The sequence below is a fragment of the Agrobacterium sp. 20P9.1.2 genome, from assembly GCF_057799395.1.
This window is the reverse complement of record NZ_JBYOKI010000002.1, coordinates 677898-691005: the sequence shown is the minus strand read 5'-3', so window position 1 is coordinate 691005 and position 13108 is coordinate 677898. Positions and strand designations below refer to the sequence as shown.

General features: G+C 56.7%; 10 protein-coding genes. 9 read left to right on the top strand and 1 reads right to left on the bottom strand.

The window, feature by feature from the left end; translation table 11 throughout:
• Positions 1-25 precede the first annotated feature (25 nt).
• Entirely contained in the window at positions 26-1444 is a 1419-nt protein-coding gene (locus AC27VJ_RS09020) for an FAD/NAD(P)-binding protein (RefSeq protein ID WP_488683731.1), read from the top strand.
• Between the two features lie 128 nt (positions 1445-1572).
• On the opposite strand, the gene aptA is transcribed toward AC27VJ_RS09020, so the two are convergent.
• Complete coding sequence (gene aptA / locus AC27VJ_RS09015; RefSeq protein WP_488683730.1) at positions 1573-2907, bottom strand: omega-aminotransferase AptA; 1335 nt, start codon at positions 2905-2907, stop codon at positions 1573-1575.
• 147 nt (positions 2908-3054) lie between these two features.
• On the opposite strand from aptA, the gene AC27VJ_RS09010 reads away from it, so the two are divergent.
• The 8 genes from AC27VJ_RS09010 to AC27VJ_RS08975 all read left to right on the top strand — a co-directional run bounded on the left by AC27VJ_RS09010 (position 3055) and on the right by AC27VJ_RS08975 (position 13106).
• Positions 3055-3603, top strand: a complete 549-nt coding sequence (locus AC27VJ_RS09010) for a cupin domain-containing protein (RefSeq protein ID WP_113086837.1) — start codon at positions 3055-3057, stop codon at positions 3601-3603.
• A gap of 277 nt (positions 3604-3880) precedes the next feature.
• Positions 3881-4378, top strand: a complete 498-nt coding sequence (locus AC27VJ_RS09005) for a Csu type fimbrial protein (protein ID WP_488683729.1) — start codon at positions 3881-3883, stop codon at positions 4376-4378.
• Between the two features lie 20 nt (positions 4379-4398).
• Entirely contained in the window at positions 4399-5118 is a 720-nt protein-coding gene (locus AC27VJ_RS09000) for a fimbrial biogenesis chaperone (RefSeq protein WP_488683728.1), read from the top strand.
• The gene (locus tag AC27VJ_RS08995) at positions 5090-7534 is read left to right on the top strand and encodes a fimbria/pilus outer membrane usher protein (protein WP_488683727.1); all 2445 of its coding nucleotides are present in this window, start codon (positions 5090-5092) and stop codon (positions 7532-7534) included. Before AC27VJ_RS09000 ends, AC27VJ_RS08995 begins: the two co-directional genes overlap by 29 nt.
• Positions 7531-8487 carry a Csu type fimbrial protein gene (locus AC27VJ_RS08990; protein ID WP_488683726.1) on the top strand — a complete coding sequence of 319 codons (957 nt, stop codon included), beginning with the start codon at positions 7531-7533 and terminating at the stop codon, positions 8485-8487. Before AC27VJ_RS08995 ends, AC27VJ_RS08990 begins: the two co-directional genes overlap by 4 nt.
• 281 nt (positions 8488-8768) lie before the next feature.
• On the top strand, positions 8769-10835 hold the full coding sequence (locus AC27VJ_RS08985; RefSeq protein WP_488683725.1) for a Wzz/FepE/Etk N-terminal domain-containing protein: 2067 nt from the start codon (positions 8769-8771) through the stop codon (positions 10833-10835).
• Positions 10836-10844: 9 nt separating this feature from the next.
• On the top strand, positions 10845-12137 hold the full coding sequence (locus tag AC27VJ_RS08980) for a lipopolysaccharide biosynthesis protein (protein WP_488683724.1): 1293 nt from the start codon (positions 10845-10847) through the stop codon (positions 12135-12137).
• A 54-nt stretch (positions 12138-12191) separates the two neighbouring features.
• Complete coding sequence (locus tag AC27VJ_RS08975) at positions 12192-13106, top strand: ATP-grasp fold amidoligase family protein (RefSeq protein WP_488683723.1); 915 nt, start codon at positions 12192-12194, stop codon at positions 13104-13106.
• Positions 13107-13108: the final 2 nt, after the last annotated feature.

The following is a 13108-nucleotide window of genomic DNA, read 5'->3' as shown; positions in this document are numbered from 1 at the left end:
CGCATGAATGAAGAGGAGATATTAAGTGATCTATGATGTCGCTGTCGTCGGCTCCGGGTTTTCCGCAATCAGTCTCGTCACCAATCTTCTCCAGTTGCTTCCTGCCACGGCGTCAATTGCGATTGTGGGTGACGACTCCGCTTTCGGGCGCGGTACCGCTTATCGAACGGAGTTACATCTCCATCGCCTCAATGTGCCAGCTGCGCGTATGAGTGCCTTTACGGACAAGCCGAATGATTTTCTGGAGTGGCTGACGAAGAGAGGGCGCACTGTCGATGGGAGCAGCTTTGCTTCGCGAAATGACTACGGTCTTTATCTGAGGGACACATTGGCGTCCCTGTTGAGAAGCAAGCAGCAGCGCGCGCGGGTGGATTTCATCAAGGCCAAAGCCGTGTCCTGCTTGTCGCATAGTGATGAAGGGTCGGTTTTCAAACTGGGTGACGGTCGCGAGTTCCGAGCACTCAATGTTGCGCTGTGTCTTGGTGTTGGCACCGCAAGTTTGCCGCGGCTAACTTCCGATGCGGACATCGCGCTGCTGCGACGCGTGGTTCGAAATCCATGGCGGCTGAGTTGGCTGTCGCGGGTGAAGCCTGATGATACTGTCGCCATCCTTGGGTCAGGGCTGACGATGATCGATCAGGTGCTGTCTTTGCGCAACAAAGGACACCGCGGCAAAATCCACGTCCTGTCCCGGCGCGGGCTCGTGCCGCATTCGCACATCACCGTGCCCGTTCCACCCGTTGAGCCTTCCATCGATATGTCGCGGCTTGAGATCAGCCAGATCCTGGCCGGGCTCAAGGCGCAGGTGAGGGGAGGTGTTGCGTGGCGAGCGGTCATGGATGGTTTGCGACCGAAGACGCAAACACTCTGGCAAGGCCTGGGGCAAGAGCAACGCTCACGCTTTCTCCGCCATGCCCTGGCATGGTGGAACATCCATCGCCACCGGGTCGCTCCCCAGGTCCATGAAGTTTTCGATGAACTCATGGAAGATGGGACGGTCATGGTTCATGCTGGTTTCGTCTCCAAGATTTCACGCAGCGGGGACCAAAACATCCTGACCTTCCGTCAGCGTGGCTCAACTGAGGAGACATCGCTGGCCTTTGACTGGCTTGTGAATTGTACCGGTATGGAGCGCGCCGGGATTGGTCATTCACCGTTGCTGCAGGATATGCAGAAACAAAATATGCTCGACACGGATGCACTTGGATTGGGCATTCGTGTGGACGATCATTCCCGCGTTCTGTCCTGTGAGGGTGATACGCGGCAGGGGTTGTTTGCAGTGGGTGCCTTGACAGCGGGGCAGTTTTGGGAAATTACTGCTGTGCCTGACATAAGAATACAGACTCGCAAAGTGGCTGAAGAGATAGCCGAACTTTCAGCCAAGTCTCACGCGCAGGCTCTTCCGGAACATACAGATTTGTCCATACGAAGTGGTGAAATGTAAATGCCGCTTAGGTTTCGTTTGGCGGTTTTTCGTCAACGAAAACAACGGCGTAAATTTATAAAAAATTAAGTCAAAGTCAATGAATTTATGTGGGGAGCGACCACCATCGCTCCCCACATTCGTATGTATCAGGCCACGCGCTTGAGAGCGTCGGCGATGATCGAAACAATATCGCCAATCTGGCTTTCCTCGACGATGAGAGGAGGCGATAGCGCAATGATGTCGCCAGTGACGCGGATCAGCAGACCCTTCTGGAAGCAGTCCACAAAGACGTCATAGGCGCGGGTGCCCGGCGCGCCATCACGCGGCGCCAGTTCGATAGCTCCGACCAGGCCGAGGTTGCGGATATCGACAACATGCGGCAGACCCTTGAGGGAGTGGAGGGCATTCTGCCAGGCTTCGGCCAGATCGGCAGCGCGGGTGAGAAGGCCTTCTTCCTCGTAGATTTCCAGTGTTGCAATACCAGCGGCACAGGCGACCGGATGGCCGGAATAGGTGTAGCCGTGGAAAAGCTCGATCTGGTTTTCTGGTCCCTGCATGAGGGCATCGTAAACAGCGCGCTTGGCGAAGACGGCGCCCATGGGGATTGCGCCGTTGGTGATGCCCTTTGCTGTGGTGATGAGATCGGGAACGACGCCGAAGTAATCCGTAGCGAAGGGTTTGCCGAGGCGACCGAAGCCGGTGATGACTTCATCAAAAATCAGCAAGATGCCGTGCTTGTCGGCAATGGCGCGCAGGCGCTCGAGATAACCCTTCGGCGGCAGGATGACACCGGCTGAGCCCGACATGGGTTCGACGATAACGGCGGCAATGGTTTCTGCGCCGTGGAGAGCGACCAGCCGTTCCAGATCTTCCGCCAGTTCCAGACCATGTTCCGGCAGGCCTTTCGAAAAGGCGTTGCGCTCCACGTCCAGCGTGTGGCGCATATGGTCAGCGGGAATTTGCGGAAAGACGCGGCGGTTGTTGACGAGACCGCCGACAGAAATGCCACCAAAACCGACACCGTGATAGCCCTTTTCACGACCGATGATGCGGCTGCGCGTTCCCTGACCGATGGCACGCTGATAGGCAATTGCAATCTTCAACGCCGTATCGACCGACTCGGAACCGGAGCCCGTGAAGAAGACGCGGTCCAGCTGCGCCTCTGCGCCGCCGGGCGCATTGGCTGCAAGCTTCTCGGCAAATTCGAAAGCGATGGGGTGACCCATTTGGAAGGTCGGGGCAAAATCCATGGTCGAAAGCTGACGCTCTACAGCCTCCGCAATGCGGCGACGACCATGCCCGGCATTAACGCACCACAGGCCCGCCGTGCCATCCAGAACCTTGTTGCCATCGACATCGGTGTAATACATGCCTTCCGCGCTCGCCAGAAGGCGCGGCGAGGCCTTGAACTGCCGGTTAGCCGTGAACGGCATCCAGAAATTGGCAAGGTTTGGCATGTTGGGTTTGCTGCTGTGGTCCATCGAATTTCCCTCTTTGAGATGACGTATCAATCCTGACTTCTCCCGATCGAACAAGTCTTTTTCTTTTGTCCTCTAATTCATTGTAAACATTGAGGTGATCTGTAAGATTTGCGATATATCGAACATATGCAAATCGCGGAGCGTCAGGTGGTCGTTGATATTGGTAACAGGTTGCGCCATCTGCGCTCCATTCACAAACTCTCACAACGCGAATTGGCACGACGTGCGGGCGTGACGAACTCCACGATTTCGCTGATCGAGTCCAACTCGGCCAACCCTTCGGTTGGGGCATTGAAACGCATCCTGGACGGCATTCCCATCGGGCTTGCGGAATTCTTTGCCTTCGAACCGGACAAACCGCGCAAGGCTTTTTACGCCGCCGAAGAGCTGGTGGAGATTGGCAAGGGACCGATTTCCTACCGCCAGATCGGTGACAATCTGTTTGGCCGAAGCCTGCAGATTTTGAAGGAGTGCTACCAACCCGGCGCCGGGACCGGGCGCGTGCCCCTGGTGCATGAGGGAGAGGAGGGCGGCATCGTGCTGTCCGGGCGGCTGGAGGTTACCGTGGATGACGAGCGCCGCATTCTGGGACCGGGCGATGCCTATTATTTCGAGAGCAGGCGACCCCATACGTTTCGATGCGTGGGGCCGGTGCCGTGCGAGGTGATCAGTGCCTGCACGCCTCCGAGCTTCTGATCGTGGTAGTATAAAAAGGTAGCCGACGAATTATTTTGTGTGGTTTATTAAGAGATCATATCGGTGGCCATGAAGCCACCGATGCCAGAAAAGTTTTATTCTAAAACTGGTTGTATCCGCTGTTGTATTTCGCCTGTTAATTCTTCCTATTGCCACGTTAATACACCGTTAACCCTCCTCAAGCGAGCATTAGCATATTCTTATTACCCGCTATCGGCGTGACTTTTTGCCGCCTGTGGGTTAGCATCGGCGATGCATCAGCCGGGAGGGAGCGAGCATGAAGTTCACCACAACAGGCTATGCAATGGTCGTTGCAGCCTTGATCTTAGCGCCGAGTATGACAGTTGCGCAGGTCGCGACAACGGATTTCAACGTTCAGATCACCATTCAGGCCGAATGCCGGATCAACTCGGCAAGCACACTGGATTTTGGAACACGCGGCGTTCTCGCTGGCAATGTGGATGCGCAAAGCCAGATCATCGTGCAATGCACGAACAACACGCCTTTCTCTTTGGGATTGGGACAAGGCAGTACGGCTGGAGCAACGGTGGCTACCCGTTTAATGGCGTCAGGTGCCGGCGCAACAATCGCTTACTCGCTCTACACCGATTCTACACATACGAGCGTATGGGGAAATACTGTCGGTACAGATCGACAGACCGGGACAGGAACGGGTGCACCTCAGACCTTCAATGTCTATGGACGGGTAGCGGCCCAGACCACGCCTGCCGCCGGTGCGTATAGCGACACTGTCAGGGCTACCATCAACTACTAACGCTCAAGGGAGGATTGCCTATGCGTCTTTTAACCTTAGCGGCTGTGTTACTTGCCGGTTTGTCCGTGTCGCCGGTCAATGCTGCGTCGCTGCGGGTCTCGCCCGTCATTCTCGACCTCAAGGCACCGACCGCATCGTCTACTTTGCGCGTATGGAACGATGCCAAAACGCCGATCAATGTTCAGGTGCGCATCTTCCGTTGGACCCAGGAGAACGGCTCGGATGTTCTCACCCCTGCAAATGATGTGGTTGCCAGTCCGCCGATGACGCTTCTGAAGCCGGGCGCGGAAAATGTCGTGCGCATTGTCCGGCTTTCCAAAAAACCGGTGAAGGCCGAAGAGAGCTACCGCATCATTGTCGATGAACTGCCGCCAACGGGCCAGCAACCGTCAGGCACGATCAATCTCGTTCTTCGCCACTCGATCCCGGTTTTCTTCTCCGAGAATACGGCCAGTGAAGCGCAGACGGTCTGGTCGGTAACGCCACAGGCGAATGGCTACCGGGTGTCGGTTTTCAACAATGGCACCAAGCGACTGCGCGTCGCCAATCTGAAACTGCTGAATGACAGCGGCAAACCCGTGGCGGGGCAGGATGGGCTGGTGGGTTATGTGCTGGGCAAATCCGGTGCCAGCTGGCTGGTCCCGGCGGCAGGCGGCAAGCGATCCGGCGGCGCATTGAAGATTTCGGCAGACAGCGAAGGCGGCCCCGTCAATGCGACGGCGCGCGTTACAGGCGGATAGCCTCGCTGTTTTGGCGATTGCAAGTTTGACGATCCTTTCATCGAGCCGTTTTTCCATGGCGCAGGATGTTCCTGCGGCACCGCCCGTCTCTGTTGCCGCCGAACAGGCCGGACAGTTGCAGCTCGAAGTGTACATCAACACTATGTCCACGGAACTGATCGCTACATTTCGTCAAGACAGTGCCGGGTCGCTGCTGATCGAGCCACAACAGCTGACCAATGTCGGGATCACGCCGGTGGAAACTGCGAAGGCCAATGACGGCTGGATCGATATTTCCAAGTTGCCCGGTGTGACGTCACGCTACGATGAAGGCAGCCAGTCCATCTATTTCGACCTACCGATGGAAGCTCGCGCCAGTAAGGTGATCGATGTCTCGGGCCGTCCGAAGCCAGCCGAGGAGGATGAGGACGGCGAGAGCAAACAGAGAGTGGCGAAGGACATGGGTGGGCTCGTCAACTACACGCTCTATGGTGCCTCTGGTGGAAATCGCTGGTCTGATCTGACGGATTTCAACGGGGCATCCGCTCTTCTGGAAAGCCGCGTGTTCGGGCCGCTGGGGGTAATCTCGTCCTCCCAAATCCTGAGCACGTCTCAGAACGAACAATTCGATACCAAGCGTCTGGATAGCTACTGGACCTATTCGGATGAGGAAAGCCTGACGACCTACCGGGCGGGCGACATGATCACCGGCGGGCTTTCCTGGACGCGACCGGCAAGGCTTGGCGGCATACAGATTAGGCGCAACTTCGATTTGCGGTCCGATATCGTGACCATGCCGCTGCCCGAATTTGCAGGTTCGGCGGCGGTGCCTTCGACCGTGGATGTCTATATAGATAATGTGAAGCGCATTTCTCAAAAAGTGCCCGAGGGGCCGTTCTCCATCACAAACCTTCCGGTCATCAACGGGTCGGGCAATGCAAGGCTGGTCGTGCGGGATGCGCTGGGCCGCGAGACCGTGTCGGAAACACCGTTCTTTGCCTCCACCAGTCTTCTGGCTCTGGGCCTGCTGGATTTTTCCGCCGAGCTTGGTTTTGCGCGGCGCAATTATGGTCTTGAGTCTTTCGATTATGATGAAAGACCGCTCGGCTCGGCAACGGTCAGATATGGATATTCCGACACGCTGACAGTCGAAGGGCACGCGGAAGGGGGAGAGGATTTCTACAATTTCGGCGTCGGGGGCGTCTTTTCGATTGGCACCTACGGCCTAGGGACGCTGTCCGGTTCCTCCAGCCGGTTTGGCGGTGAAAGCGGCTATCAGCTTGCCGCAAGTGCCGAAGCCGAATTGTTTGGCATGAATTTCTTCGCGCGATCCCAGCGGACCTTTGGCGACTACAATGATCTGGCGTCCGTTTCCGCAGACACGAGCAAAATCCAAACACCATCGGGATTGCTGAGCGCCCGTGCGCCGCGTGCCGTGGACCAGATATCGGTTTCTACCCCGCTCGTCTTCGATGAAACGAGCTTGAATTTTTCCTACACCCAGTTCGAAAGCGCTGATGGGCAAAAATCCCGGTTGCTGGGATTGTCGGCTACGCGTCCTTTGGGCGAAAACGGCAATATCTATGTCACCGCCTATAAGGACCTCGAAGATAAGAATTCCTACGGTATTTTTGCCGGTCTTTCCTGGGCTTTCGGCGGCGGCATCTCGACTTCGGCGGCTCTGTCGGGTGATGCCAACGGGTACTCGATGACGGCTGACATTGCCAAATCCGAAGAGCAGACAGAGGGAAGTTACGGCTGGCGGATGCGCGGTTCCCGGGGTGCCAATGATATTATATCGGCAGCGGGCAGCTATCGCGGCAGCGTCGCGCGTGTTTCAGCGGGGGTCGATCAGTTCAACGGCTCGACGCAGGCCTATGGGCAGATCGAGGGCTCGATTGCCGTGGCAGGTGGTGACATATTCGTTGGAAACCGGATCGACGACGCCTTTGCTGTGGTGGATGCGGGAGCGCCGGGTGTAGAAATCCTGCTGGAAAACCGTCCCATCGGCCAGACCAACCGTCGCGGCAAAATCTTGCTGCCCAATCTCAGATCCTATGATGCCAACAATATTACGCTGGACCCGAGCAATCTTCCTCTGGACGCAAAAATAGACAGGACCAAGCAAGTTGTCGTTCCGGCCGACAGGGCAGGGGCCGTTGTCGATTTTCAGGTGGAAACGCAGGGGCGCGTGGCGCTGATTACGCTGAGGGACGAAAGCGGAGAGTTCGTTGAAGCGGGATCAACGGGCGTTACCGACGCAAAGAACGATTTCGTCGTGGGTTATGACGGGCAGGCTTATCTCGATGATGTCGCAGACAGGCAGCGTCTCACCATCATCCAACCGACCAAGGGAAAATGCCAGGCTGACGTGGTTGCGGCGGCGAGTGATGAAAAACGCGTGACGCTGGACGCCATTTGCAGGAGTATTCCATGATCAGGTTTCGCCATTCCGCCATTGCTCTCGGCGCAATTTTTTGTGGCTCGCCGGTCTGGGCGCAAAGTTGCAGTTTCAGCATGTCCGACATGAATTTTGGCTTCGTCAATCTCGCTGGCGGCGCCACACCCAACAGTACGGCTACGCTGAACGTCACCTGCAACAATAACTCCGGCAGCAGTCTGTTCATTCGCATTTGCGCTAACATCAATGCGGGCAGTGGAGGGCAGGTGAGCGGTGTCCGGCAGATGAAGTTTGGCAGTACGTCCACCGCCCTCAATTATCAATTGTATCAAGATGCTTTGCGTTTAACGCCCTGGGGCTCGGTGGATCTGACGGCAATTGGATCACCTCTGGTGATCGATATGCCGCTGCCAGCATTGATCAACACTGCAACTCATACGGTTTATGGCAGGATTTCCGCCTCACAGGCCTCGGCAGCGAAGGGCCAATACACATCCAGTTTTGCTGGCATGGAAACCAGGTTCAACTACGCCGCATATACTCTTGGGGCTCCGAGCTGCACGGGGATGACGCAAGGCTTGACCCGTGTGCCCTTTACTGTCACGGCGGCGGTCGAGCCGACCTGTATCGTGTCCGCGCAGTCGATCAATTTTGGCAGTCACGGCGTTCTGAGGACGGACGTGGATGCAACGGGCTCCATCTCGCTCACCTGCACAGCCAATCTGCCCTACACTGTTTCGCTCAATGGCGGCCTGAGCAACAGCCCGCCGGCGGCGCGGCGAATGACACGCTCGGGCGCTGGCGTGACCTATGGTCTTTATCGTGACACAAACCGGGCCAATGTCTGGGGAAGCGCTGCGGGGCAGATCGCTTCCGGCACCGGAAATGGCAGCGCGCAGACGCTGACGGTTTATGGTCGTGTTCCGGCGCAAAATACGCCAGCACCGGGGCTCTATTCCGATACGGTGGTGGTGACCGTCAATTACTGAGCTTGCGCCGGTCGATGCGCCCACATCCGGTGGCGGTGGAGTTAGGGCGGAGTGTTTTCGCAAAACGGTATATTAACACGTCACCCCTAAACTGCGGGCTGGCCAAATGCCGGGCAATCGTTCTGTCCGGTGTCGGCAGGTGAGACTGAAAGGCTCCGCCTTTGGCGTGTCAGCCCCGATGTTTCGAATGCCAGAACACAGTGAGCAAACGTTGAAGAGCATGGCGATACCAGGACATCGCACACGGCAGCTTCCGCAAGAATATGGGATCGTAAACCGATATGGCGATTAACGACACCACGTCTTACGAGCCGCATTACCGTGAGCAAGCCAGTGGACCGAAAAATCTCCTGCGCCTGGCGGCCCTGCTGTGGCGCAACATCCTGTTCATCGTCCTTATCGGCATTATCTGCGCGGCGTTGGCATTCGGCGTGTCTCTGCTGATCCCGAACTATTACGTTGCCACTTCGCAAATTCTGCTCGACCCGGAAGGTTCGCGCGTTCTGGAAAGCGATCTGCCGGGCCAGCCGAGGTCCGTGGATTCGCATGTCCTCAATCAGCAATACATCATCACATCCGCGCAGGTGCTTTCCCGCATCGTGGAGAGTGAAAAACTCTATGACGACCCGAAGTTCGGCGCGGCCAAGCCTTTTTATCCGGACAAAGAAAGCCGCAGCAATCTGGCGCTCGATGCGTTGCGCAAGGTCATATCCGTCGATGCTGCAGGCCGAAGCTACGTCGTCAACGTGATTGTCAGGTCCGACAGCCCGCAACGGGCCGCCGACCTCGCCAACCTCATTGCCAACACCTACACGCAGGTGCGCGTCGAAATGAACAGCGATGTTCTGCGCCGCACCGGTGGCGGGCTCGCTGCACAACTCGATCAGCTGCGCAAAGCCGTGGAAGATGGTGACCGCGCGGTTCAGGCCTATAGGGCAGAGCATAATCTGGCAGATATTCAGGGCCGCCCTGACGTCGAGCAGCGTATTGCAGACGCCAATACCGAGATTTCCCGACTGTCTGCGACGGTTGCCGAAAGCGAAGCGCTTGTCGCGGAACTCAACCGTGCGAGAAACGACCGGCAATATCTGCGTTCCATTCCCGACACATCGCTGACACCAGCGATTATTTCCCTGCGCGCGCGGTATCAGGAAAGCCGTGAAGAGGAATCCGTTCAGGCAAATTCGCTCGGCGCACAGCATCCGTCCTTGCAGGCGGCGCGCGCAAGAACGCAATCGCTTGCCAATATTCTCGATGAACAACTGCGCAATTTCGCAACCGCGACTTCAGGCAATCTGGAGCGGTTGAAGAACCAGCTGACACTGCTCAGAACCAACGCCAATACCTTGAAGACCACGCTCAACAGCGACGAGCAGACCATGGTTCGCCTGCGCGAATTGCAGCGCAAGCTGGAAAGCGACAGGGCGGTTTATGAAGCATTTCTGTTGAGAACCAAGCAGCTTTCCGAGCAGCAGGGCACATCCAGCGAAAATCCGCAGATCATTTCCAGTGCAGAACCGCCATTGCGTGCCGCTGGCCCGCCGCGCGCGCTGATAACGGCGGGTGGTGGCATTCTGGGCCTTATTCTCGCCGCCGGACTTCTGATTTTGCGTGACCAGTTTCGCGGGCAGCAGGACGAGCCGAAACAGCTCGTGCGCACGCCTTTCGTTGCAGGCGGAGATGGCAATGGCACGGTCACGCTGTTACCGGCATCCGATAAGGTCGAGGCGGTTGCCGCACCACCTGTCGCTCACCAACCGCGCCTCATTCGGGAAGCCGATACCAAGGCATTGAATGCACCCACCGTCGAGGATTTCGGCGGGCTTGCCGCGTTCGTATCTTCCCATATCAAACCTGCGGCCAATCATGCCATTCTGGTCGTTTCCACGGGCCCTAAAAATCGCGCGCCCTATTCCGCATTCAACCTTGCCGTCGAAGTGTCGAAACTGGGACGGCGGGTTCTTCTGGTGGATGGAGCAACCCACGATCCGTTGTTGACGGCAATGCTTTTACCTGAGCAAAGTGCCGGTGAAGCGGACGCAGATGACTTTTACGGCGTGGAAGCCGTTCCCTTTCTTCATTTCGCACCGGCAGATCCGCAGGGCGAGATCGCGATTCGCGACCCGAAGGACAAGAATGGCGACGCTTTCGATCTGATCGTTGTCGATGGTGGTGTGGCGGCGAAATCGCGCATTCGCCCAAGCCTTCGCCGTGATCTGGATGAAGTGTTCCTCATGCAGCACGAAGACGATACCGGCAGTGTCGTCATCGCGCTCGTCACGTTGGAAGAAAGCGGAATGGACGACATCAAAGTGTTACGCATGACGCGTTCCGGTCTGCAATATTGAGGGCTGACTTTGGCTGAGAACAACGAACGGGCGGCCATGCGCATCCCTTTTCTGCAGGGACGTTCCGTCACGGGCCTGAATGTCATCTTCAATATGGGCCTTCGCGGCTCCACGCTTGTTCTGCGTTTTGCGCTGTCGTTCTACATCGTCAAATTCATTGGCCTTGAAGCGGCGGGCGTTTATGGCCTGGCGCTCGGCGTCGTCAGTGCGGCACCGGCCATTCTGGGCTGGGGGCTGAACTACTTCATCTCTCGTGACATCAGCGGTAAAACCTCGGGAATAGCCGGTCTTTACATGAAGACGCGGCTGATGGTGACGGTGACGTCACTGGCCGCAATGACCGCCATCGGTCTGATTGCGGCCTATTTCATGGGTCAGCCCGTGATACCGCTCTATTTCCTCATTCTGCTGGTCGTCTGGCTCGAGACCATATCCTGCGACATCCATGTGCCTCTGATTGCGCAGGAAATGTCCAGCCAGGCCAATGTTCTGTTTTTCCTTAGAACATCATCGTGGATCGTGCCCGTTGTTGGTCTCGGACTAGCCTTTCCGTTTTTCCGAAACATCGAAACGATCATGGCAGCCTGGGCGCTGGGCTATATTCCGATGTTTGTGTGCCTTGCATTTTTCCTGCGCAACTGGCCGTTCCGGCGTATTTTTCAGACAAAAATGCGCTATCGCTGGGTCAAGAAGCGTATGCGCAAGGCATGGCTCATTTATATCAGCGACATGAGCAATGTTGGGCTCGTCTACGCCGACCGTTACATCGTGTCGCTTTTGCTGACGCTCTCCCTGACCGGCGTTTACACCTTCTACTGGTCGTTGGCGAATGCGTTGCAGACGCTGATTTCGACCGCAGTGCTGCAAGTGGCGATCCCCGCGCTTTTCAAAGCCTGTAATACCGGCTCCATGAAAGAGTGGCGGGATGTGATGATCTGGCAGTTTACCAAGACGGCTGCTGTCGCATTCGGGCTCGGCGTGGCGATTTTCGTCAGCGGTAATATTCTCGTGCATCTGATGAACATGCCGGAGCTGGGTCAGCATCAGGGTATCTTTGCGCTTCTGCTGCTGACGGCGGTTGTGCGCTCCTGTACCGATCTTATGGGGCTTGGCCTCAACAGCTTGCGCAAAGACAGCCATTACGCCTTCGTGAACCTGTCCAGCGTGCTTTTGTCGATCGGCATGAGCGTCTTGTTGATCAGCACGTTTGGCTTCATCGGCGCCGGACTTTCCGCATTTTTCACAGCACTTGTGACCGCGACGATTTCCAGCACTCTGCTGTGGCGGGCCTCGCGATCTTAAGGACGACCAGACATTTCATATTGAAGAACCATTTTATCAGGGGTGATTGAAACCATGGCATCGGATCAGCCACAGCATTCTCTCGGACGTCGCATTTTCAAAAAACTTTATCACGCCGTCATTCAAAGCCTGCCGATCAAGCAGGCGACGCAGCTGCAATATTACCGCTACCACAAATTATGGGCGAACCTCGACAATCCGAGGACGCTGAACGAGCATCTGGCTGCGCGCAAGATTGCCTGGACCGGTCCAGAGTCCGATCCGCGTCTTGTCATGCTGAGCGACAAGATTGCAGTGAAGGCGCATGTTGCGAAGGTTCTGGGTGAAAAATGGGTGACGCCCATTCTGTGGCGCGGCAAGAACCTTAATGACTGCCCGCCGCTGCCGTTTCCCTATGTCATCAAGGTCAATCACGGCTCGGACCGCAATATCTTCGTCTATGGTCCTGAGGATCTGGTCGGCGCCAAGGAAAAATGCGACGCTTGGCTGGCGGGGCGTACCGCTTGGCGCTTGGCGGAAGAGTGGTACAACCACATCGACCCCGAAATCTTCATCGAGCCTTTCATCGGTGACGATGGCGAAGCGCCTGTCGATTACAAGCTGTTCTGCTTTGAAAACGATATTCCTTGCATCCAGATCGATACGGCGCGCTTTACCGATCACCGTCGCTGCTTTTATGACGAGCATTGGAACAAGCTCGATTTTGGACATTATTATCCGCTCGAAACCGGCGAGTTGCCGCGCCCGCCGCATCTGGAGGACATTCTGGCGGCTGCACGCACGCTGGCACAGGGCTTTGAATTCGTCCGCATCGATTTTTATGACAAGCCATCCGGCCCGCTCTTCGGTGAGATGACCTTCAGCCCGACATCGAGCTTCGGTGCATTCAGACCGCCATCGACGGATGCATGGCTCGGCACCTTCTGGAAGGACAAGCCGACGGGGACGTTTCGCACCGGGCAGGAGTGATG

What these genes read in the sequence shown, in the direction of transcription:
- aptA (WP_488683730.1), bottom strand. Translation starts at nt 2,907, where the DNA reads ATGGACCACAGCAGCAAACCCAACATGCCAAACCTTGCCAATTTCTGG.
- AC27VJ_RS09005 (WP_488683729.1), top strand. Translation starts at nt 3,881, where the DNA reads ATGAAGTTCACCACAACAGGCTATGCAATGGTCGTTGCAGCCTTGATC.
- AC27VJ_RS09000 (WP_488683728.1), top strand. Translation starts at nt 4,399, where the DNA reads ATGCGTCTTTTAACCTTAGCGGCTGTGTTACTTGCCGGTTTGTCCGTG.
- AC27VJ_RS08995 (WP_488683727.1), top strand. Translation starts at nt 5,090, where the DNA reads ATGCGACGGCGCGCGTTACAGGCGGATAGCCTCGCTGTTTTGGCGATT.
- AC27VJ_RS08990 (WP_488683726.1), top strand. Translation starts at nt 7,531, where the DNA reads ATGATCAGGTTTCGCCATTCCGCCATTGCTCTCGGCGCAATTTTTTGT.
- AC27VJ_RS08985 (WP_488683725.1), top strand. Translation starts at nt 8,769, where the DNA reads ATGGCGATTAACGACACCACGTCTTACGAGCCGCATTACCGTGAGCAA.
- AC27VJ_RS08975 (WP_488683723.1), top strand. Translation starts at nt 12,192, where the DNA reads ATGGCATCGGATCAGCCACAGCATTCTCTCGGACGTCGCATTTTCAAA.